Origin of the sequence: Halorientalis salina (assembly GCF_005049285.1) — an archaeon.
Lineage (GTDB): Archaea > Halobacteriota > Halobacteria > Halobacteriales > Haloarculaceae > Halorientalis > Halorientalis salina.
This window is the reverse complement of record NZ_SOSC01000008.1, coordinates 120,107-141,470: the sequence shown is the minus strand read 5'-3', so window position 1 is coordinate 141,470 and position 21,364 is coordinate 120,107. Positions and strand designations below refer to the sequence as shown.

At 62.7% G+C, this 21,364-nt stretch carries 18 protein-coding genes; 6 read left to right on the top strand and 12 right to left on the bottom strand.

Annotated elements, in window-relative coordinates; translation table 11 throughout:
* Positions 1 to 72 precede the first annotated feature (72 nt).
* The 5 genes from E2481_RS14335 to E2481_RS14315 all read left to right on the top strand — a co-directional run bounded on the left by E2481_RS14335 (position 73) and on the right by E2481_RS14315 (position 5,872).
* The gene (locus E2481_RS14335; RefSeq protein ID WP_136717841.1) at positions 73 to 825 is read left to right on the top strand and encodes a prephenate dehydrogenase/arogenate dehydrogenase family protein; all 753 of its coding nucleotides are present in this window, start codon (positions 73 to 75) and stop codon (positions 823 to 825) included.
* The gene (locus tag E2481_RS14330; protein ID WP_136717840.1) at positions 822 to 2,240 is read left to right on the top strand and encodes a small ribosomal subunit Rsm22 family protein; all 1,419 of its coding nucleotides are present in this window, start codon (positions 822 to 824) and stop codon (positions 2,238 to 2,240) included. Before E2481_RS14335 ends, E2481_RS14330 begins: the two co-directional genes overlap by 4 nt.
* 69 nt (positions 2,241 to 2,309) lie before the next feature.
* Positions 2,310 to 3,116, top strand: coding sequence for a 5'/3'-nucleotidase SurE (gene surE, locus E2481_RS14325; RefSeq protein ID WP_136717839.1), 807 nt, complete (start codon positions 2,310 to 2,312; stop codon positions 3,114 to 3,116).
* 91 nt (positions 3,117 to 3,207) lie between these two features.
* Complete coding sequence (locus tag E2481_RS14320) at positions 3,208 to 3,453, top strand: DUF7120 family protein (protein WP_136717838.1); 246 nt, start codon at positions 3,208 to 3,210, stop codon at positions 3,451 to 3,453.
* Between the two features lie 154 nt (positions 3,454 to 3,607).
* Positions 3,608 to 5,872, top strand: a complete 2,265-nt coding sequence (locus E2481_RS14315) for a vWA domain-containing protein (protein ID WP_136717837.1) — start codon at positions 3,608 to 3,610, stop codon at positions 5,870 to 5,872.
* A gap of 201 nt (positions 5,873 to 6,073) precedes the next feature.
* On the opposite strand, the gene E2481_RS14310 is transcribed toward E2481_RS14315, so the two are convergent.
* From E2481_RS14310 to E2481_RS14265, 10 genes are all read right to left on the bottom strand, one after another.
* Positions 6,074 to 6,865, bottom strand: coding sequence for a DUF7289 family protein (locus E2481_RS14310; RefSeq protein WP_136717836.1), 792 nt, complete (start codon positions 6,863 to 6,865; stop codon positions 6,074 to 6,076).
* Positions 6,862 to 9,522, bottom strand: coding sequence for a DUF7266 family protein (locus E2481_RS14305; protein ID WP_136717835.1), 2,661 nt, complete (start codon positions 9,520 to 9,522; stop codon positions 6,862 to 6,864). Before E2481_RS14305 ends, E2481_RS14310 begins: the two co-directional genes overlap by 4 nt.
* On the bottom strand, positions 9,519 to 10,487 hold the full coding sequence (locus E2481_RS14300) for a hypothetical protein (protein WP_136717834.1): 969 nt from the start codon (positions 10,485 to 10,487) through the stop codon (positions 9,519 to 9,521). The genes E2481_RS14305 and E2481_RS14300 overlap by 4 nt, the downstream gene beginning before the upstream one ends.
* Positions 10,481 to 11,128 (bottom strand): DUF7288 family protein, encoded by a 648-nt coding sequence (locus E2481_RS14295; protein ID WP_136717833.1) that lies wholly within the window; start codon positions 11,126 to 11,128, stop codon positions 10,481 to 10,483. Before E2481_RS14295 ends, E2481_RS14300 begins: the two co-directional genes overlap by 7 nt.
* Positions 11,129 to 11,130: 2 nt before the next feature.
* Positions 11,131 to 11,679 carry a DUF7287 family protein gene (locus E2481_RS14290; RefSeq protein ID WP_443670010.1) on the bottom strand — a complete coding sequence of 183 codons (549 nt, stop codon included), beginning with the start codon at positions 11,677 to 11,679 and terminating at the stop codon, positions 11,131 to 11,133.
* Positions 11,680 to 11,687: 8 nt separating this feature from the next.
* The gene (locus E2481_RS14285) at positions 11,688 to 13,733 is read right to left on the bottom strand and encodes a type II secretion system F family protein (protein WP_136717831.1); all 2,046 of its coding nucleotides are present in this window, start codon (positions 13,731 to 13,733) and stop codon (positions 11,688 to 11,690) included.
* A gap of 3 nt (positions 13,734 to 13,736) precedes the next feature.
* Positions 13,737 to 16,292, bottom strand: a complete 2,556-nt coding sequence (locus E2481_RS14280; RefSeq protein WP_136717830.1) for a type II/IV secretion system ATPase subunit — start codon at positions 16,290 to 16,292, stop codon at positions 13,737 to 13,739.
* A gap of 380 nt (positions 16,293 to 16,672) precedes the next feature.
* Complete coding sequence (locus E2481_RS14275; protein ID WP_136717829.1) at positions 16,673 to 17,812, bottom strand: pyridoxal phosphate-dependent aminotransferase; 1,140 nt, start codon at positions 17,810 to 17,812, stop codon at positions 16,673 to 16,675.
* A gap of 2 nt (positions 17,813 to 17,814) precedes the next feature.
* A complete protein-coding gene (locus E2481_RS14270) occupies positions 17,815 to 18,303 on the bottom strand; it encodes an Lrp/AsnC family transcriptional regulator (RefSeq protein ID WP_136717828.1) in 489 nt (162 codons plus the stop codon).
* A 46-nt stretch (positions 18,304 to 18,349) separates the two neighbouring features.
* A complete protein-coding gene (locus E2481_RS14265; RefSeq protein WP_136717827.1) occupies positions 18,350 to 18,565 on the bottom strand; it encodes a hypothetical protein in 216 nt (71 codons plus the stop codon).
* Between the two features lie 101 nt (positions 18,566 to 18,666).
* Between E2481_RS14265 and E2481_RS14260 the strand changes: the two genes are divergently transcribed.
* Positions 18,667 to 18,981: a hypothetical protein gene (locus E2481_RS14260; protein ID WP_136717826.1), complete on the top strand. Its 315-nt coding sequence runs from the start codon at positions 18,667 to 18,669 to the stop codon at positions 18,979 to 18,981.
* A 21-nt stretch (positions 18,982 to 19,002) separates the two neighbouring features.
* Here E2481_RS14260 and E2481_RS14255 read toward each other — a convergent pair whose 3' ends face one another.
* Positions 19,003 to 19,581 carry a hypothetical protein gene (locus E2481_RS14255; protein ID WP_136717825.1) on the bottom strand — a complete coding sequence of 193 codons (579 nt, stop codon included), beginning with the start codon at positions 19,579 to 19,581 and terminating at the stop codon, positions 19,003 to 19,005.
* A 65-nt stretch (positions 19,582 to 19,646) separates the two neighbouring features.
* On the bottom strand, positions 19,647 to 21,329 hold the full coding sequence (locus E2481_RS14250) for an acyl-CoA synthetase (RefSeq protein ID WP_136717824.1): 1,683 nt from the start codon (positions 21,327 to 21,329) through the stop codon (positions 19,647 to 19,649).
* Positions 21,330 to 21,364: the final 35 nt, after the last annotated feature.

The following is a 21,364-nucleotide window of genomic DNA, read 5'->3' as shown; positions in this document are numbered from 1 at the left end:
CCGGGGACAAAAGGATACCGTCCGGACCGGGACCCGAATCCCTTTTGAGAGCCCCCCGGTTATCCCTTCCCGATGAAGCTACTCGTCGTCGGTGCCGGGACGATGGGACGGTGGTTCGCCGAGACAGTCGTCGACGGCCCCAGCGAGTTCACCGACGCCGCGTTCGCCGATGCCGACAGTTCGGCCGCAGCGACCGCTGCGGAACGCATCGAGGATGCCCGAGCCGTATCGCTCGATACCGACGAACGGTTCGAGGCCGTCTGTATCGCGGTGCCGATTCCCGTCGCTACCGACGCCATCGAGGCCCACGCCGAACGCGCGACCCGGGCCATCGTGGACGTGACCGGCGTCGCCGCCGAGCCCGTCGCGGCGATGGCCGACCACGCACCCGACTGCGAGCGACTGAGCCTTCACCCACTGTTCGCCGCGGAGAACGCCCCGGGGAACGTCGCGGCCGTCGTCGACCGGGACGGTCCCGTCACTGCCGACATTCGCGAGGCGCTCCGCGGTCGGGGGAACGACGTCTTCGAGACGACCGTCGAGGAACACGACCGTGCGATGGAGACCGTCCAGGCACAGGCCCACGCGGCCGTCCTGGCCTTCGGCCTCGCGTCGGCGGACGTTCCCGACGAGTTCCAGACGCCCATCTCTGCGGGGCTGTTCGACCTCGTCGAGCAGGTGACCGACGGCGACCCGCGCGTCTACGCGGACATTCAGGAGGCGTTCGAGGGTGCCGACGCCGTCGCCGACGCGGCCGCGAACCTCGCTGACGCCGATTCAGACGCGTTCGAGGCACTCTACCGCCAGGTCCAGGAGAAACGATGAACGAAACACGCCGAGAGCAGATCCGATCGAACGCCAAATACCTCCGCGAGGTCAGACCGATCGATCCCGAGGAGATCCACGAGTACGTCGAGGGACAACCCCATCCGGCCGCGATAACCCAGGTACTCCGCGAGGACGCGTACGAACTCGGACTGGTCGAGCGTGCGGACGGCGCGTTCGAACCCGTCGCCGAGGAGCCAGTCACCGGACCCTTCGACGGCGTCGAGGCGTTCCCGGCCGACTACTCGATGGCTATCGAGGAGTTGCTCGTCGCCGAGTACGGTGCGGGTTGGCCCGACGGTGAGAGCGGCGACGCCATCCGCGAGCGGGTCCGCGACCTGAAAACCGACTACCTCTGGGGAAACGACGTCGAGTACGACCACGAAACGGCGCTCGCCTACGCGCTGTATCACCTGCCGGACTACTACGCGGCCGTCCAGTACGTCCTCTCGGTCCTCGCAGCGGACGGCCTCCTGGGCCGGAAGCTCAGGGTTCTCGACGTAGGCGCTGGCGTCGGCGGGCCGGCGCTGGGGCTGTACGACCTCTTGCCCGAGGACGCGCTGGTCGAGTACACCGCGGTCGAACCGAGCAGTGCCGTCGACGTATTGACGGCGATGCTCGACGAAACCGGCCGGAACTTCCACGCGACGGTTCACGAGACGACCGCCGAAGCCTTCGAACCCACGGGGGCGTACGACCTCGTGCTGTTCTCGAACGTCCTCTCGGAACTCGACGACCCGGCGGCCGTCGTCGAGCGGTACGCCGAGTCGGTGGCCGACGACGGGAGCCTCGTCGGACTCGCACCGGCTGACCGCAACACGGCGACCAACCTCCGAGAAGTCGAACGAGACGTAGAGAACGGACTGAGCGTCTACGCGCCGACTGTCAGGCTCTGGCCCGGCGAGCGACCGACGGACGAGGGCTGGTCGTTCGACGTTGCGCCGGACATCGAGGTCCCGCCGTTCCAGCGGCGACTCGACGAGGAAGCGAGTGACCCGGACCACGAACCCGGCGAGTTCGAGAACGTCGACGTGCAGTACGCCTACACCATCCTTCGACCCGACGGGACACAGCGGATCGACTTTCGACCCGATGTCAGTCGGTACGCGAAGATGGCCGACATGGACGACCACGTCTCGAACCGCATCGACGTGGCCGCGATCAAACTCAGTCACGATCTGACGGACGACGACGACGCGAACCCCCTGTTCAAGATCGGCGACGGGAGCGAAGGGGTGGCCCACTACGCCGTCCTGACACGGGGGACCGCACTGAACGACGCCCTCGAAACGGCCGCGTACGGCGACCTGCTGCTGGTCGAGAACGTCCTGGCGCTGTGGAACGACGACGAGGGCGCGTACAATCTCGTCGTGGACGACGAGACCGTCGTCGACCGCGTGCCGGCCGGCGGGTAGTTCTCGCGGGCGCAGTGTCGGAGTCGCGTAGGCAGTGGACTTTTGCGCCGGCCGTCCGGAGAGGCTGTCATGGCCGACCTGCAGATCCTGTTGACGAACGACGACGGCATCGAGAGCCCCGGGTTCCGCGCCCTCTACGACGCGCTCTCGGAGATCGCCGACGTCACGGCCGTCGCGCCCGCCGACGACAAGAGCGCCGTCGGGCGCGCCATGTCCCACGACGTCCAGGTCCGCGAACACGACCTCGGGTACGCGATCGAGGGCACGCCGGCGGACTGCACTGTCGCGGGGCTGGAAGCGCTGGTCACCGACGCCGACATGGTGGTCGCCGGCTGTAACCGCGGTGCGAACCTCGGCGCGTACGTCCTCGGCCGCTCGGGAACCGTCTCGGCCGCCGTCGAAGCGGCCTTCTTCGACGTGCCGGCCATCGCCGTCTCGCTGTACGTCCCCGTCGGCGAGGACACGAGCTACACCGACGTCGACGTGGGGTACGAGGCCTACGAGCACGCGACGGCGGCCGCCCGCTACCTCACAGAGCACGCCATCGACGCGGGCGTGTTCGACCACGCCGACTACCTGAACGTCAACGCGCCGGTTCCGGACCCGGACGGCGACGGGGAACGCCCGGAGATGGTCGTCACCGAACCCTCGACGGCCTATCTGATGACCGCCGTCAGGGACGGCGCGGAGATTTCCCTGGAGGACGGCATCTGGGAACTGATGGCCGAGGGCGACGTCCCCGACCCCGAGGGAACCGACAGACGCGCCGTCGTCGACGGGAAAGTCAGCGTCTCGCCGCTCACTGCCCCGCACACCACTGAACACCACGAGGCGCTCGACGCGCTTGCCGAAACGTATCCCGACGCCGGCGAGTAACTCGCGGCCGTTCGGCACCGGGAATGTAGACGGGCGAACACGTCTCGTCGGCAGGCCCAAACGTTATACGGGTATCTCACAGAACGACGGTATGGCCAAGCTAGAGATCGACCTGCCCGACAGAATCGAGAACGACATCGACCAGATGATCGCCCAGGACGAGTTCGTCAACTGGGACGAAGCCGTCGAGAAACTCCTCACCCGCGGCGTCTCGGCCTACGGCCCTGCCGAAGAGACCGACGAACAGGCCGGTGAAGACCTGTTCACACAGTCCGTCACGGACCAACAGGACCCCGCGATGAGCGACAGTCCCGGAGACGACGAGTACGGGTTCTGAGGGATCGCGAGTTCGCTGACTGAGTTTCTCTTACCATCGCTCGTCAAAGACCGATGGTCTCCGACAGCCGAGACGCAATCTAGTGGTTACAACCTGTACAGCGAGCGGCAATCTTTTAACCATCGATTGTCAACAGAAAACGACTTAGACCTGTATGAACTCGCCCAAGAGACCTACCTTCCGCTCGGATACACGCGCAGTATCGGAAGTCATCGCCGTAGTACTCTTGGTCGCGATGGCGCTGTTAGGCGCGGTGCTGGTCGTCGTGTTCGGGTCGGGTTTGATCGATCAAGTGCAGAACGATAACAACGAGCAGACGGCCCAGTTGGTCATTCAGGAAGTCGACTCGCGGTTCAGCACGTTGGCGCAGATGAACGACGTGTCCAGAGTGGATTTCACTATTGGTGACACGGACTCCGACGAGATGCGGACAGTTCGGCAGGGTGAACTGTCCGTAATGGTGAACCGGAACTCCTCCTGTCGCTCGACGGCACCGCTGAGTTCACTCAGGTACGAGAGTGCAGCGGGCGAGACGGTTGCCTACGAGGCAGGCGGCGTCTGGCGACAGAGTGCTGAGAACGCGAGTACGATGGTAACGGCACCGGACGTAAACTTCCGCAACGGGACGCTGTCGGCAACGGTGGTCAACATTAGCGGGAACATCAGGGAGTCGTACAACACTGCCAGACTCGAAACGGAAACCTCACGCACCCAAAGCCAGGAACTGACCGGGCAGATACTCCACGGGTCGTGTATCCGGCCGGACAACATGACGGTGAAAGTCACCAGCGACTTCTACAAGGCCTGGGGCGATTACCTGGAGACGGAGTTCGGCGTCGAATCGCAAACGTGGAATCACAACAACACCTCGCTAGTCCACCTGCCACAGAGCGAACTGCCACCCGAAACCAACGACGAGATCAACACGGTCGTGAACCTCGCCCGTAACAAGTCCGGTGATCCGGAAGCCGACTACATGGAAGACGTTGACATCGGGGAGACGGACCCACAAAACATCTCAATCAACAAGAACACCACCAAGGACGAGTACATCGTCACGGTCAGACCGCTGAGCGAGCGGAACCCACAGGTCGGGAAGATCAAGGAGATCGTCGACACGACGACGGTCTACCGTGAACCGTTTGACGTGGTGTTCATTATGGACGTCTCCGGGTCGATGTCGTGGGACCCGAACAGTGACGGCAATACGAAATCCGAGGACGCACAGGTCGGTGCTACCTCGTTCGTCTCGGAGTTGAACGGGTCGTTCGACCGCGCGGGAGTGGTCACGTACGAGAACTACCCGGCCATCAAGCAGACCGACGACGGCCGCTATCTCACGAGCGAGAAGGGCGGCACGTTCTCGACGAGCGGGTGTTGGGCGATGACGGGCATCAACAATACCATCTGCGAAATCGACAACGATCCGGGAGGCGGCACTCGTATCTGGCGAGGCATCGAGCAGGGACACGAACTGTTCGACCTGACGTCGAACCAGACCCGGACGAAAATCGCCGTCCTCCTGACCGACGGACTCAACAATGCGTGTGACAACTCGCCACCCATACAGCCTAACTGTGACAATCAGAACGCCAGGACGGTCGACACGGCGAAAGCGGCGGATAAAAGCGACATCACGATATACACCATCGGGTACGGTGACGAAGACGACATCGCGGACGGGGTCCTAAAAGACGTCGCGTCCGAGACCGGCGGGCAGTTCAATCAGACGGAGGATGCAGACGAATTGAAAGCCATCTTCGAGGACATCGCCGAGAAGGAAAAAGAGACGAAACTCATCGCCCGCCAGCCGCTCTCGACGAACGTCAGCGGCGGGAGCGAGGTCCACTCGCCGTTCATACCGGGTGACACCGACGATATCGCCACACATAACACGAGCAGCGGAACGTTCATGAACGTCAACGACCCGACCGCACCGTCGCAGTTCCGCCATCGGTTCGCGCTCGAAGGCGGTGAAAGCGTCGAGATCAACGCGACGTGGTACGGCTGCGCTGACAACCACTGGCAGACGACGCCGTACTCCGGCGGTGGCAGCAACCAATCGTACAACATCGCTCGGTGTACAAAATTGGATACCTCGGGCGTCAACCACCTGGATGAGGACGACGTGTCGCTCTACACGGACGGTGAGGACATCTCCGCGGAGTTGACCAACAGTTCGGCCTGGTGGCAGACGAACATGACGAACACGCTGGTCGACGCCGGTGCTCTTGACAACAAGAGCGACACGACCCTCAACCTCTCGAGCAACCAGGCGGTCGCCATCATGAACTTCAGTATCAGCGGCGCGCCGTTCGACAACCGGATGGCGCTCCTCTACGAGGTCGGCCTCTCGGAATCACAGGCCAACCCCGAAGACATCATCAACTTCCGCATCAGAAACGTCGAGTTGAACTGACACGCGGTCGCCACGGCACAGCTTTTCTCCAGAGTTGCCCCCGGCTCGTCTACACGCCACCATCGTGCAGGTGCCTGCGCCGTTCGCGACACGCTGCTGTCGCTAAGACTGGAACAGGAGGGTAACGTAGGACTACGTAGTCGAGTCGTGTATCGAGCCTTCACGAACAACTGATCAGCAGAGAGCGACGGCGGTGGGCGGCTACCGGACGAACGTGACGCGGATAACCGTCTTGCGGATGTAGACCTGATCGACATCTGTACAGGACCACTTCCGGGAGTTGGCCCGTTCCCAGTTATCGCGGTCCTCGAGATAGTTCCTCCAGCCGCGGGCGAACGTCGAATCGACGGTGACGTTGACCTGATCACCGCTGGTGGCGTTCGGTTTGCCCGTCCGTTTCTCCGGGTAGATGAGTTCCGACCGCTGGAGGTCGCCCGTCACACGGAGTGTTCCCCCCGAGAGGCTACGGTCGAACGACGTTTCGAGTTCGATAAACGAGACGATTGCCCTGTTATCGGTACAGACGAGTTCGGGTCGGTACTGCATCGCGCTGCCGCCGCTCTGAATGTTCCCGCGCAGCGTCGCCCCGTTCTCGTAGCCGATGAACGTGTTGTCGTGTTCGTACTGGATACGCTGGGGATAGATGGTTCTGTTGAACCCCGTTCCGCCGACCCCGACCTGGAACGCCGAGTCGTTGACGACGGTCAGGCTCCCCTCGTTCAGCTTGAGTTCGCTGCTCCGACGCGGTGCGCGGCCGCGCTCAATCTCCTTGAAGTTCTCGGCCATTACCTGAAACGCCCGCTGGGCATTGTTCTCCTGTTCGTTGCCCCTGATGTCTTCCAGCGCCTGCATTCCGAAGGTCGAAACGATGGCGACCGAAGCGACAATGACCGAGAACGTGAGCACGAACCCGATGACGTCGCTGAGTGCGCGCTCGTCTTCGCGTGATCTACGGCCCGACACTGGCCGTTCGAAATCATCGACACCTGTCATGTATCCAGCTCCAGTCTGTTGATCTGTGTTGTTGATTCATCTTTCAACCCAGGTTTCGCGACCTCGATTTCGAGCCGGTACGTGTCACCCGACGGGAGCCCGGCCGTGTTGATGTTCTTGGTCCCGGCACCCGAATCGCTCGAATATAGATATACCCACTGGCTCGACCCGCCTTCAGGCGTGCCATCGCCGTTTTTGTCGGCCTGCACTCGAACCCGGACGTATTCGCTAGAACCGATATCGGCGCTGTATTCGAGTTCGAGGTTACTGGAGATCGTACTCCCGGCCGTCTTCCAGCCGGTCGTCATTGACCCCTGGTTGCGAGCGTTGTACAGTCCCTGGGCCTCCGAGTCGGAAAGCACGCGGTCGTAGATCCGAACCTCATCGATTTTACCGTCCCAGCCGTCGCTCGCCCCTTCGTCTTTCGGTCCCTGGCCGACCAGCAACGTCTCGACGTCCTGCAAGGTTCCAGTTCCGGTTTCGGTACTCGAAAGCCTTGCTTCAGAGCCATCGAAGTACATCTTCAGATCGCCGCTCGACCCGTCCCAGGTGAACACGACGTGACGCCAGTCGTCCGACTGGGTGTCCCACCAGGTCTCGACGTTCGTCTCACTGTTGTCGCTGGTCGTGACACCCGCCTTGTAACACGAATCACATTCGCCGTCGGCTCCCTCTTCGTCGTGCCGGAGTGCGATCTTGTCGTCGGAGCCGTCGGGTTCACCACCGCTGATGATACCCATGTTGTTCCCGACAGAATCGGCCTCAACCCACGCCGAAATCGTCAACTCGTCGTTGCCGTTCAGGTAGGCGTCGGCGTCGCTGTCCTCGACGAAGCCCTCGTCGCCGTCGAACTCGTAGGCGTTCCCGAAGATGCCGCTAGTACCCTGATTCACGTTCGTGACGGTGCCGTCGTGGCCGCTGCTGGTTACGTCGACTGCCGTCGAGCCGGTCCCGTCGAACGGGTAGTAGGTGAGCAGGTTCGAGCCGCCCTGGTCGAACTCGGGATAACCGAGTTGCAGCCGGTCGGCCTGTCGGCCGCCGAAGTTCGCGTGGACGAACCCGCTCTGGTCAGCCGCGTCGTCCCAGTCCGAGGCGGTCTGCCAGGTGAAGCCGGTCGAAGTCGTCAGCGAGTCCGTTATCGGTGTGTTCCGCGCCGGCGTGCCGTCGGTTGTCTCGATCGCTTCCAGTTCGGCGACGTACGTTCCTGGCGAGCCGCTACCCGACAGCGTCGCCGTGTACCGGTAGGTGCTACCGAGATTGGTCTCGGTGAACTCGCTTCGCGTGAGGTCGATGTCGCCGCCGGTCGTGCCGTAGTTACCATCGGCGTCGCCCTGGAGGTCGACTTCTATACCGTCGAGTTCCTCGTTCGACTCGAAGGACAGCTCGACGCCCGAACCCGTCGAGGAGAGTTCGTAGTTCGAGACAACCGGTCCGTCGACCACGTCGGTGAACTCCGTCGTGTTGGTCTGCTGAACCGGGACATCGTGACGGACCGCGACCTGTATCTCCTCGTCGTCCATGCTCACCAGGTTGCCAAAGCTGTCCTCGAAATTCCGGAACTCAACGGTTACGGTGTCGTCGGGGTTGACGTCGACACCGAAGCCGTCGACGATGAGGCCACCGTCCGGTATCGAGTCACTGGACGTATCGATGCTCTTCCCGTCGACTATTACCTCGTCGAGTCTCGTGATGTCGTCGTTTTTCGGGTCGATACGAAGCGCCGTGATGGTCACGTCCCGGCTTTGCCAGTCGTTCGTCAATGTGAACTCCAGACTATCGGCACTCGTCGTCAGAAGGTCGTTGTTGTACACCAATCCCGACACCGACACGTTCTGGACGACCGTTGACTTCGCTGCGTCGTCATCGACGACGGTCAGCGTTGCGCTCCGGTAGCCCGGCTGGTCGAAATCCCAGGTGACCGTTGGGCTCGTCGTGACTCGGTCCGGGCTCCCATTGGAGTGGTTGAACTCCCACTGGTACTCGACGATATTACCGTCGAGGTCCTGGCTGCCGTTCGCGTTGAACGTGACTTTCGTCCTATTGTCCGGCAATCCGGGCTCGAAGGAGAACCGTGGGTTCGGCTCCTCGTTTGTCGGGTCGACGACTCGACCGCCCCTGCTGGGATTTACGTCTCGACCGACACCGACTCGCATTGTTAGGTCAGTGATACTTGCTCGCCTGACTGCGTCACTCGTACCGCCAGTGACCGTCGACGAGAGGGCGAACTCGCCGGGTTCACCCTGGACAATCTCGATGTCCGTCTTCGAACTGGTATTGAGCGGCATCTTCCGGTTGACGTCCAGACTGTCGGACCAGATTACGAGACAGCTACTCGTCGAGAACGACGCCGTATCGCAGTCACTCCCGGTCGCGATTTCGGCGTTGTACGATGCTCCGGAGATCTGGTCGGGATGTGAGACGTGCATCGTCACGTTCCCGCCCTGCAGGCTCAGGCGGTCCAGTTGCGTCACCTCGTTTGCCAGTCGGTTCCCGACGGTCTCGAGTTCTTCGCGTGCGGCAGTTTCTTTTTGATCTGTCAGGTACGACCCTGCGGAGACGGTGAGCGTGATGATCAACACGCTCATGATCCCAATGGCCAGCACGTGCGTGATTACCGTCCGGGTTCCTCTCGTGTCGGTGCAGAACTGGCGTGTCATGGGTAAACACTCACGTTGTGCTCCTGTTCGTAAACGATAGACGATGATTCGTACTGGACAGTGGCGTTGGCCGACCAGATGATAGGTGCTGTACAGATGTCCTGCGGCGAGGATTCACAGTCCGAATATGTCCTGGTGTCCGGCGAAGCGGACTCGTTGACCACGAGCCCGAACTTACCGTAGGCGTGGCTACCATTCGTCACCGTGAGATTGTACGGTTCACCGAGTCCGACTGTGCGCGGTGCCTCGAACTCGCAGTCCCCGGTGAACGCCGTCCCCGATAGCATATCGAGGAGGACTCGACCGTTCGCCGGGTCACACTTGGCTGCCCCGCTCTGTGCTGGCGAATTGATTAGGATGTCCGAGTTGCTACCGGCACTTTCGGCCCACAGACTGACGTTGATCGACTCTCCCGACTCGTTTGTGAAGCTTAAATGGAACTTCTCGGTCGACGTCTCGCTTACGTTCAGGTTGACGACAAAGCGGCCGATATCACGATGCTCTGAGACTGGTTCCCAGTTGTCGTCCCCCGACGGCGAGGTGTACGGACCGTCCTGGTCCTGGACGATTCGCTGTCCCCAGCTACTGGAATCGTTATCGTAGGAGATATCGACCCAGATCGGCTCTCGTAGCGAGTGTGCTTCCGCCAGTAAGTTGCTGTAGTTCGAGAAGTTGCGCTCGACGTTGTTGGTCAACTGTGGTGCAGTCACGGTCCGATTGTCGTGGTTCAACCGCAAGACCAGCGACCGTACGTTCTCCCGTGCTTGGAGATCGAACTGGGCTGTGTCCCTGGCCCGGTCGAGCGCCTCGCCCGTGGCGACGTTTTCGGTGACGAGCACCGTGTTGATGACGACGACCAGACCGATGATGATGGCCGCGATTAGGAGGCTCCCGACGAGCAGCAACTGTGCCCTGTTTCGCCGTTCCCTGCTCTTATCGCTCGGTCGGGGTGACTTAGTCACCATACGGTCAAGCGCACCTCCACGACGTTGTATACCGGACCGTCGATAGCGTTCGGGATCGGGTAGTAACCCTCCCGACTGGTTTCGGTCGTCCCGTACCGCCAGAGTTCGACGCGGCCCTCGCCAGGCGAGGTCAGCGTCTGGTTGTCGTACAGCGTCACGATATAGGTCGACGTGACCGCGTCGTCGGAGGGTTGGCCCCGGTACACCATCGGAATGGTTTCGGTCTCGCCCGCGTCGTTGGGCATCCGATACCGGAGTTCGATGTTGTAGGTCCGATCTCGCAACGTGAACGTCTGGTTCAACAGCCGGCCAAATTTACCGGGGGGCGTCTTGGACCCGTACCCTACCCGCTCATTGCTCGCTCCCTCGAACGTCCGCGCATCGGGGTCCCAGTACCGAATGTACTCCGAAAGCTCTGAGACGTTCTCTTCGTTGTTCTGTCCCGCGAGTGTCAGCACGTCGTCGGCCTCGGCTTCCAGTTGTGCGCGCCGCTCAGGATTAACCGATCCCCCAGTCGTCGGTGTGATAACGACCGACTGGAGCGTGAACAGCACTGCCGTGAGGATGACGACGGTCCCGATGAGACCTTCCAGTGTGAACGCCTGGGCACGTTCGTCAGTCTCCGTGTGATCTCCCCTCATAGTCACCAGGTTTTGACGACGAGACGACAGCCGGGCCGACATTTCCTCGCGTCGATTTTGCCATCCACTGTCCGATTGTTTAATGTAATAATTCTTCCGACAGATGAGGCGGGCTCTTTTTCACGATCCTCTGCCGTCGCGAGTTTGTCGCCGTCAATCTCGACGATTTTGTCGCCGTCAAGTTCACGCACTGTAATGTTGACCCCCGTGGTGCTGTCGAGCCCGAATTGTTGTCGGAGCTCGGGCTGTGATTTGTTGAGCACCCCCCTGAGCTGGGTAGCGTTCAGCGAGTTCTTCCGCAGCGTGCCCTTGCTGTCCCCAGTCGAGAGGTCGATGACGAGCGACCCAGCGACTTGATCGGCCTGTGCCTGCTCGGCACCGCTTGCCCCCGATGTGAACGGTTCGAGGAATCCGGGGAACAGACCGAGAACGAATGTGACCGTCACCAGAAATAGACTCACACCGAGGGCGAAATCCTGCATCGTCTGGCCACGGCTGTCTGTAGTGAGTGTCCGGTGACGTCGTTGGTTGTGTGTTCGGAGTTTTGCCATGTCTGTTGTTATGCGATTGCGATCCAGGTGATGAGCGCGATGGTCGGCAGGATGACGGCGAACTTCACGCCGGAGATCAGATCCACGTCGCGGATGTAGCCGGCGATGAACGACGAGAGGATCGCCTGCAGCGTGACTGCGTGGAAGAACAGCAGGGACAGCAGGTCCGTGTCGACGTTCCCGCCGAACTGGCCACCGCCGGCACCGCCGGCCGCAGCGCCGCCGCCACCGCCCCCGCTCGACGCCTGGTTTGCCAGCCCCGCCATCACGTCGAGGAACTGGGTCTTCAACAGCGCCATCACGCCCAGCAGCGTCAGGTACGTCATGATGATGATGGCGACCTGCATCCGGGTGCGGGAGATGCGCTCGCGCTCGATGTCGTCCTGGTTTTCGGAGGCCTGTGCGGCGGTCGTCAGCACGTCCTGGATCTGGCTCGACGCCTCCTGTGCCTTGCTGATCAGCTTGACAGTCCGGGCGAGTCGCGGGATGTGGTACTTGTTGTTGAACTCCCGCATCGCGTCCCTGAGGCCGGTCCCGTAGTTGACCTTCGCGTACATCGTCTCGAACTCGTCGGCGAGTTTCCCCGAGGAAGTCTCGGAGACGACCTTCATCGACTCCAGCAGCGTCATCCCGGTGTCGTTGGCACTGGAGAGTTTCCGGAGGTTCTCCGACAGTTGGCCGACGACGCCGCGCCGGGCGCGGACGTTCCACTCGTAGAAGATCATCAGCGGCACGAAGTTGATGTACAGCGGGACGTAGATCCAGAAGAACGTCGACCTGACCGGGTAGTCGACGAAGCCGCTCGGCGTCAGCGGAGCCATGCCCCACAGCACACCGATCAACAGCGCCAGCACCGACAGCGGCACGGTCGCCAGCAACACGACCGTCGGGTTGTCCCGGAAGAAGATGTGGGGTTTGGCGAATATCTCGTTTACCTCGTAGGACCGCTCGCGGCCCTTTATTTTCTTGAAGACGCCGTACTCGCCCGTGTAGCGCTCGATCAATCCCAGGTTCAGCACGTCCAGCCCCTCGCGGACGACGACGTCCTCGCGTTTCCCCTCCGGGCGAAGGTAGCCGTCACCGATCTCGTCCTGCGTGATCGTCGAGACCAGCACGAGGAACCCGATCCCGGTGAGCGGGATGAGGCCGTAAACGGTCCCCAGCAGCAGCATCTGCTGGGAGTCGCCCATCATCGACATGATGACGAGGATGATGATGAGCAGGAGCGGGAACAGCGAGAGCGTCATGTACATCTCGCCGAACAGCTCCATCGTCTCTAAGACCTGCTTCTGTTCCTGTTTGGCCGTCCGCATGTGTTTCTCCTTCTGGTCTTCCAGGAAGCCGGTCATGTCACCCCCGGAGTCGACGATCGAGAGCATGTCCGTCAGGAACTGCGCCAGTTCGTCGCTGGGCGTCTGGAGCGCCTGGTTCCGGATGGCGGTCCGGTAGTCCGTGTCGAAGTACTCCGTTTCGAGGACGATCGACTGGAACTCCTTTGACACCTCGCCGTACGTGTCGTCGGCCCGCGCCATCGCCTGGAGGATCTCTAGTTGGTTCAGCCCCCCGACCGACAGCGCGTACATGAAGGAGATGGCGTCGGACAGCAGGACGTTGATCTCGCGTTTCCGCGCACCCGCACGGAAGTACGGGATCGAGATCATCGACCCGAAGCCGATCCCGAACCCGATGAGTCCGAAGACGATGCCGGTGACGAAGATCAACAGCGGGACCTTCAGGGCCTGGACGACGGCGGGAATCTGGTCCTTCGGCAGTCCGAGGATGACGGGTGCCTCGTCCAGAAAGAGGATGAAGATGGCGTAGCCGAGCATCGACCCGACGAGCCACAGCGCCAGTCCCGCGAGCGCGCCGACGCCGAGCGCGCGGGCGAGGAACAGTTCGACGTTCTGTGGCATCCGCGCCTGGGCGAGTTTGTTCTCGATCCCGCTGACGAAGTCGCCCTCGCTGTCGAACAGGTACTCGTACAGCGGGTAGAAGGTATCTCCCAGGCTCCCCCCACTGCTGAACGACTGCCCGTCGCGCGTATCGAGGCTCATCGGTCAGTCCCCGTCCCCGGCTTCGGTGCCGGCCTTGGTCACGAACTGGCCGAAGTCGATCTCCGTGTCCCCGTCCTCTTCCTCGGTCGGGTCGACGTCGTCCTCGATCTCGATGCCGCCCAGGGCCTTGACGATCTCCGGCGTTTCGGTGCTCTTGAACCGATCGAACATCGGCCGGGCGTTGTCGAGGATGTCGTCCGTCTCTTCGACCATCTGCTCGTCGGCCTCCGGCCGGGGCACCATCTCCTCTTTTTTCTGGTCGATGTCGATCACGACCGACTCCATCTCCTGGAGGTCTTCGAGACTCTCGGCCAGGGCGTCGTGAGCGATGAGCGTCAGGATCGTGTCCGGATCGTTGATGAACGCCTGGATGGTCGCGGCCACCTGCTGGTAGGTGTTGATGTTGTTGTTGATGAGGTAGGCCAGCACCACCTCGCGTTTGAACAACTCCTCGTCCAACCGGTCCTGGTTCCACCCGCGGTCGAACTTGATGTCCTCCAGGGTGTTGGACTGGCCCATCTGGATGAACGTGTCCGTCTCGGCCTGCCACTGGTAGACGTCCCTGACGTTGATCTCGTCGTGTTCCGCGGAGTACTCGTTGATCTCGGTCAGCGTCTTGTTCCGGCGCACCTTGCGCCCGCCGGTCCGGGTCTGGGTCTGGATCGAGACGAGGTCCAGCGCCGTAAAGAGGGTCTTCGAGACGTTGATCGGCTCGGTGGTGAACCGCTTGATGACCTCGCCGACGGAGTCTGCGTGGAACGTGGTGTAGGTGGTGTGGCCCGTCGACATGACCTGGAAGAGGGTCCGCCCTTCCTCACCACGGATCTCACCCATGACGATGTAGTCCGGACGTTGCCGCAGTGCGGCCTCCAGCAGGTCGAACTCGTCGACGTCGCCGGTGTCGTCCTCACCGAAGGAGGGCCGGGTGACGCTGGCGACCCAGTTACGCTGGGGCAGTTCGACCTCGCGGGTGTCCTCGATGGAGACGATTTTTGCGCTCGATGGAATAAATAGCGACACCGCGTTCAGGCTGGTCGTCTTCCCCGAGGCCGTACCGCCGGCGAAGATGAGCGACTTGTGGTTCTCGATGCAGAGCCACAGGAAGGCCATCTCGTCCAGGCTAAAGGTGTTCCAGTTGATGAGGTCGATGGGCGTGAACGGGACGTCCTTGAACTGGCGGATCGTGTAGTTGGTCCCGTGGTCCGAGACCTCTTTCCCGAGGGTCAACTGGGCACGTGACCCGTCCGGGAGCGTCGCGTCGACCTGTGGCTGGCGCTTGGAGATGCCCTTCCCCGAGCGCTGTGCGAGTTTGACGATGAAGTCGTCGAGGCTCTTCTCGCCGTGTTCGACGTTCGAGATGATCTGCTCGTAGTCGGTGTGGTAGACGAACACCCGGGAGTTGTACCCGTTACAGGAGATGTCCTCGACGTTGATGTCGTGTTTGACCGGGTCGATCTTGGCGTAGCCGATGAAGTTCCGCTTGAGCACGTAGAGCAGTTTCTCGACCTGGTACTCGCTGAGCGATTCGGGGTCTTCCGCCAGTACCGCCGGTTCCGGCCGGGCGCTGATCCCCGAGAGGTCCGTGCGCGTCGTGTCGGGCAGTTCGACCTCCATCCCCAGCATCTGCTTGAACTGGCCGATGGTGCCGAGGTTCCCCGCGGGGTCGGCCTCCCCTTCGTAGAGGTCGTAGCGTTCCAGCAGGCGCTGGGTCTCGCGCTGGATGACGCTGGCCCGGTCTTCCTCGCTCCCCTCCACGATGACGTCGTCCTCGGAGTATTTGATCGCCGTCTTGAGCTTCCCCGAGAGGAACTCCTGTAACTTGACTTCGATGTCGTTGAGGTGTGGCTCGATGACGTAGTATTTCTTCTCGTTTTCCTTCTTCGAGTGGAAGATGATGACGCAGGCGTAGGGTTTGTTCACCCAGTAGCGCTCTAACTCCTCGAAGTGGGATTTCTTCTCCAGGGGAACCGACTTCTCGACGTCGTAGCGGTTGACGACGGTCGTTTGGTCCTCGACCGTCGAGAAGAAGGCGTCCTCGTCTAACTCCTCGTTGACGTTTACCGTTCGCTCGTCGACGATCTCGTCGAGTTCGTCGGCCAGTCCCTCCCCGAAACTGAGCAGCCCTTCGAGTTCGTCGACGTCGTACCCGAGCGCATCGGCCTTCTCGAAGGGCTCTTTCTCGCCGTCGGACGACCGCGGCGCGTCGCCGTCGCCGTCGTAGTAGTACTCCTGCTTGTAGTGTTCCCACTTGTAGGTGTCCTTGACGACCGGTACCCGATCCGGATCGAGGAACTGCTGCCAGGGCTCGTCGACGCCCTTGGCGGCGCTTGCGCCCTGTATCAGTTTGTCCTCGATCTTCCGTGGGTCGAACCCGAGGTACTCCGTTCGGTCGAACGGACCGCCCGTGTGGAACTCCCGTCGGAAGTCCTCCCACGCGTAGTCCCCCACGGACGCACGCTCGACGCGAGCGAGTACTTCCTCCGCCTCAGAGTCGCTGCCCGCGCTCTGGTCGGCGTCGGCCTGCTCGGCGTCGCCCCCATCTTTGTCATCGGTTGCCATTGTTCAACGGTGTTGCCCGTAGGAGGGAAAAAAGGTTGCGTCCAGTTTATCAAATACCATTACACTGCTGTCCTGCGGTTCGGGTTCAATCACAGCAATCCCCCCATTGGTTGGTGGTCTAACGGGTCAGTTTGTAAAACTTTCGCGAAACACGAGTCTGGATCACGAGTCCTCCGTGATTCGTCGGAAGACATCGACGGGATCGCAGGATTCCGTTGCATGAAGTGAGCGACAGAACGCCCAGTCATCAAATAAGTGTACCGACAGTTCAGGGCCACTGCTGGCTGCGATAACGGGAATTCAAAATCAGATAATTGGCCCGAGAACCGGCGTTGCTATTCCTCAGATGGGAACACGTGGGAATCGAGTGGCGAAACGGCTCAATCGAGGAACGACTCGATGCGGGCCATCGCTTCCTTGAGTTCGCCCAGGCCCGTCGCGTAGGAGACGCGCAGGTGGTCTTCGCCGCCCTCGCCGAAGGCTTCGCCGGGAACGACGGCGACTTTCTCCTCGTGGAGCAGTTCCTCGGCGAAGGCGTCGGCGTCGTCCCAGGGACACTCGGGGAAGGCGTAGAACGCACCGGCGGCGTCGAAACAGGAAAGGCCCATCTCCTCGAACCGGGAGAGGACGAAGTTCCGGCGGCGGTTGTACTGGGCCGTCATCTCGTCGACGTCGTCGTCGCAGTTCTCGAGGGCGTCCAGCGCCGCGTGCTGGGCCGTCGTCGGGGCCGACAGCATCGTGTACTGGTGGACGCGGTTCATGCCCTTGATGGCCTCTGGCGGCCCCATGGCGTAGCCCAGTCGGAGGCCGGTCATCGCGTAGGCCTTCGAGAACCCGTTGAACACGACGGTCCGCTCGCGCATGCCCGGGAGGGTCGCGATCGAGGTGTGGTCGTGTTCGTAGGTCAGTTCCGAGTAGATCTCGTCGGCGAGGACGATGATGTCGTGCTCGCGGCAAAAGTCCGCGACCGCTTCGAGTTCCTCGCCGGTCATCGTCGCGCCCGTCGGGTTGTTGGGGTAACAGTAGACCAGGGCGTCGGCGTCGGCCGCACCGCTCGATTCCAGGACCTCCCGTGTCAGTTTGAACTCGTCTTCGGCGCGGGTCGGGACCGACAGCGGGTCGCCGCCGGCGAAGATGACGCCCGGGACGTAGGAGACGTAACTCGGCTGGGCGACGGCCACGGTGTCGCCGGGGTCGACCAGTGCACGGAAGGCCAGGTCGATGGCCTCGCTGGCGCCCGCCGTGACGAGTATCTCCTCGTCGGGGTCGTAGTCCAGGCCGTAGCGTCGTCGCTGGTCGTCGGCGATGGCCTCCCGGAGTTCCTTCTTCCCGCGGTTGGCGGTGTAGGAGGTTTCACCCCGTTCCAGCGAGGCGATGGCGGCGTCCCGGGCGCTCCACGGCGCGGAGAAGTCCGGCTCACCGACGCCCAGGGAGATGATGTCGTCCATCTCCTCGGCCAACTCGAAAAACCGGCGGATGCCAGAGGGCGGCACCTGGTCGACGCGGTCTGAGAGCTGCATTGTTAGGGTGACACCGACAGGCGGTCGTCGTCGTGGCCGTCGCCGAACTCGATGCCGCTCTCCTTGTAGGACTCCATGACGTAGTGAGTCACGGTCTGTGTGATCTCGGGGACGGGCGCGACCTTGTCGCTGATGAACCGGGACACCTCGCGCATCGAGTCGCCCTCGACCTCCATGTCGAAGTCGTAGTCGCCGCTGACGAGTCGCAGGGACTCGACTTCGGGGAACTTCGCCAGTCGGGCCGCGATGTCGGCGTAACTGGTCTCGCGGTCGAGGGTGACGTTGAGTTCGACCAGGGCACGGACCCGCTCTTTGTCCGTCTCGCCCCAGTCGACGACGGCCGTGTACCCGCGGATGACGCCGTCGGCTTCGAGCTCCTCGATCGCCGTCTCGACCTCGCTCTCTGTGAGGTCGGTCTGGCGCGCCATGTCCTCGGTGGTGTAGCGCGCGTTCTCCCGGAGCAACTCCAGTATTTCGGCGCGACTGCTCATACCTACACCCACCCGAGCGCGGACTAAAGACTTGCTACATCCCGCGCTACATCGCTTCGGTCGTCACGTAGACGATGGCGACCAGCGAGAGGGCAAACGAGGCGACCAGCCAGGGGAAGACACCCAACTGCCCGTACAGCTCCCCCAACGTCGTGAACCAGACGAGTTTCACGATCAGCAAGGAGAGCCCCATCGCGATACCGAATACCACCACCTGCCCGTAGAGCCACGACTGCAACCCCGATCGGCCGTCCGCTGCCATATCGGCACCGACGACTCGCTCATGTAAATACTCACGTACATCGGCGCACCGAACCGCTCCTAGATTTAAGAGACGATGTGACGAATCGACGTACCAGTTCCATGCAGGGTGATTCGACAGCCGAGACGGGATGGTCGTTCGTCGCCGATAACGACGAGCTAGCGACCATCATCAGTACTGTACTCACGTTGGACGAGGACGACATCGTCAGCCGCTCGGAACTCGCCTCGAACGCCGACATCGCCCTGAAGACGCTGCATCTCTCCGACGACATCGAACACCTCGTCGAGTTGGGGGTTCTGGAGAAACACGACGCCGAGGGCGAAGAAGTGTCGTTCTCGGTGAATCCGGACAGCGAGGTGCTCCGGACGGCCCGGGAGTTCGGCGACGCGGTCGAAGCCGCCCGGTCAGAGTAACCCGTTTCTCACTGTACCGTCTCAGCAGCCGCCGCCCGCGCCGCCACAGCCGCCGGCCCCCGCGGCGGTCGCGGCACCGGCCGCCGCCGCGTTCCCCGACGTGTACGAGACGCACTCGCCCCAGACCACCGGTGGGGTCACCGAGTCCCCGTCGTCGCCGTCCTCCAGATCGGCCCCCAGGTCGCTGTGGTCGTACCCGGGATCGGCCAGTTTCTCGGCGAGTTCGGGCGGAACTGTGACCCGGCGACACTCCCGGCTCCTGACGAGCCGGTCGGGCCCGAACTCGAACCGCACGTCGAACTGTCGGACGTGGTCGTCGGCGTAGACGGCCCGGAGACGATCACAGACGGCCGCCACGTACCGGAACACCGCGTCCATCGGCGGCTGGGACTCCGTGTCGAGCGGACAGGTCACGACCGGGACGAGGATCGGGTCGCCGGTGTCCGCGTGTTCGTTTACCTCCGCGACGGTCTCGACGGTCGGCGGCGACCGCAGCGTCGCCGACGAGACCGAGGCGACCGATTCGAGCCGTTCGTCGGCCGCCTCGGCGCGTTCGCCGGCCGAAGTCAGCGAATCCAGGAATCCACCCAGTAGCGCCATGGGCGACGATACCTCGGAGTCGGGCAAAAATTTTGTGTGAATCCAACAGCTTCAGCGGAGGGCGGTTACTCGCCGTCCCGCTGGCGCAACTCCAGCCGCCGGATCTTGCCGGTCGTCGTCTGTGGCAGTTCGTCGACGAACTCGATCTCGCGGGGGTACTCGTACTCGGCCAGGTTCTCCCGGACGAGTTCCCGAATCTCCGCGCGGAGGTCGTCGTTCGGTGTCACGCGCTCGCTTGGCTCCACGAACGCTTTGATGATCTCGCCCCGGGTTTCGTCGGGGACGCCCACGACGCCGGCCTGTGCCACGTCTGGGTGTTCGAGGATGGCCTCCTCGACTTCCATCGGCCCGACGCGGTAGCCCGCGGTCAGGATCACGTCGTCCTTGCGCGATTTGAACCAGACGTACCCCTCGTCGTCGCGCTCGGCGAGGTCGCCAGTCAGGAACCACTCGTCGACCTGCTTTGCCGCTGTCTTCGCGGGCATGTTCCAGTACTCGTCGAAAAAGACCGACCGGTCGTGGGGCCGCAGTGCGATCTCGCCGGTCTCGCCGGGATCGCGACGCTCGATTTCCCCCGCGTCCGCGGCCTTGGGGTCGACGATGGCCAGGTCGTAGCCGGGGAGTGGTTTGCCCATGCTGCCCGGTTGCGTCTCGAACCACGACGAGGAGTTCCCGACGGCGAGGTTGAGTTCGGTCTGGCCGTAGAACTCGTTGACGGCCACGTCGTCGAACGCCGTCTCGACCCACTCGACGATCTCGGGCGTCATCGGCTCGCCCGCCGCGGCGAACGTCTCGATATCCAGGTCGTACTCGTCGGCTGGACTCTCGACGTTCATGAGCATCCGGAGCGCGGTCGGTGGCATGAACGACTTCGTGACGCCGAACTCTTCGAGCAGCGAGAACGCCTCGTCGCCGTCGAACCCCTCGGCGGGGTAGCCGACGATGGTGCCGCCGTGGTGCCAGGTCGCAAAGAGCGTCCCGCCCAGCGCCGCGCCCCAGGCCCAATCCGCTGGCGTCCAGACCGTCGCGTCGGGGCCGAGACCCTGATCGAAGTAGTTGTAGGCCGCGGCTGCACGCCCGAGCCAGAGCGCGTGGCTGTGCAGGACGCCCTTCGGCGGGCCGGTCGAGCCGCTGGTGTACATGATGGCGGTCTGGGTGTCCGGCGTCGCGTCGTAGGCGTCGAACTCGACGTCCTCGCCCTCGTTGCCGGCCAGCACGTCGTCGAAGGCCCGACCGTCACCCGCCGGCGCGTCGGTTTCGATCTCGACGACGTGTTCCAGGGTCGGGCAGTCCCCGCGGATGGCGTCGATTTCCTCGCGGACGCTCGGGTCGGCCACGACGGCTTTCGCGCCGGCGTCGTCGAGTCTGTATCGGAGCGCGTCCTCGCCGAACAGGACGGTCAGGGGGATCGACACCGCGCCGAGCTTCCAGTTCGCCAGGTGTGTAAGCGGGTTCTGGGGTTTCTGCGGGACGACGACGCCGACGCGGTCGCCGGCTTCGACGCCGAGGTCCGCCAGTCCGGCCGCGAGTCGGTCGGACAGGCGGTCGAGGTCGCGGTAGCTGTAGGACTCTCGCCGCCCGTCAGGATAGGCCTGTTCGAGCGCGATGCGGTCGACTCCGGCGGCTTCGCCGCCTCCGTGTTTCCGCAGGAAGTCGACCGCGGGATTGAACTCGTCGGGCAGGTCCCACGCGAACGAGTCGCGGGCCGCCTCGTAGCTCTCGAACGACGGCATCACCGTCCAGGACATACTCGTTGGGTCACCGCCCCGGGAGTTTCCCCTTT

Bases quoted from the DNA above. Each gene is read 5' to 3' on its own strand.
- E2481_RS14335 (WP_136717841.1), top strand. From the start codon at position 73: ATGAAGCTACTCGTCGTCGGTGCCGGGACGATGGGACGGTGGTTCGCC.
- E2481_RS14330 (WP_136717840.1), top strand. From the start codon at position 822: ATGAACGAAACACGCCGAGAGCAGATCCGATCGAACGCCAAATACCTC.
- surE (WP_136717839.1), top strand. From the start codon at position 2,310: ATGGCCGACCTGCAGATCCTGTTGACGAACGACGACGGCATCGAGAGC.
- E2481_RS14320 (WP_136717838.1), top strand. From the start codon at position 3,208: ATGGCCAAGCTAGAGATCGACCTGCCCGACAGAATCGAGAACGACATC.
- E2481_RS14315 (WP_136717837.1), top strand. From the start codon at position 3,608: ATGAACTCGCCCAAGAGACCTACCTTCCGCTCGGATACACGCGCAGTA.
- E2481_RS14310 (WP_136717836.1), bottom strand. From the start codon at position 6,865: ATGACAGGTGTCGATGATTTCGAACGGCCAGTGTCGGGCCGTAGATCA.
- E2481_RS14305 (WP_136717835.1), bottom strand. From the start codon at position 9,522: ATGACACGCCAGTTCTGCACCGACACGAGAGGAACCCGGACGGTAATC.
- E2481_RS14300 (WP_136717834.1), bottom strand. From the start codon at position 10,487: ATGGTGACTAAGTCACCCCGACCGAGCGATAAGAGCAGGGAACGGCGA.
- E2481_RS14295 (WP_136717833.1), bottom strand. From the start codon at position 11,128: ATGAGGGGAGATCACACGGAGACTGACGAACGTGCCCAGGCGTTCACA.
- E2481_RS14290 (WP_443670010.1), bottom strand. From the start codon at position 11,679: ATGGCAAAACTCCGAACACACAACCAACGACGTCACCGGACACTCACT.
- E2481_RS14285 (WP_136717831.1), bottom strand. From the start codon at position 13,733: ATGAGCCTCGATACGCGCGACGGGCAGTCGTTCAGCAGTGGGGGGAGC.
- E2481_RS14280 (WP_136717830.1), bottom strand. From the start codon at position 16,292: ATGGCAACCGATGACAAAGATGGGGGCGACGCCGAGCAGGCCGACGCC.
- E2481_RS14275 (WP_136717829.1), bottom strand. From the start codon at position 17,812: ATGCAGCTCTCAGACCGCGTCGACCAGGTGCCGCCCTCTGGCATCCGC.
- E2481_RS14270 (WP_136717828.1), bottom strand. From the start codon at position 18,303: ATGAGCAGTCGCGCCGAAATACTGGAGTTGCTCCGGGAGAACGCGCGC.
- E2481_RS14265 (WP_136717827.1), bottom strand. From the start codon at position 18,565: ATGGCAGCGGACGGCCGATCGGGGTTGCAGTCGTGGCTCTACGGGCAG.
- E2481_RS14260 (WP_136717826.1), top strand. From the start codon at position 18,667: ATGCAGGGTGATTCGACAGCCGAGACGGGATGGTCGTTCGTCGCCGAT.
- E2481_RS14255 (WP_136717825.1), bottom strand. From the start codon at position 19,581: ATGGCGCTACTGGGTGGATTCCTGGATTCGCTGACTTCGGCCGGCGAA.
- E2481_RS14250 (WP_136717824.1), bottom strand. From the start codon at position 21,329: ATGTCCTGGACGGTGATGCCGTCGTTCGAGAGCTACGAGGCGGCCCGC.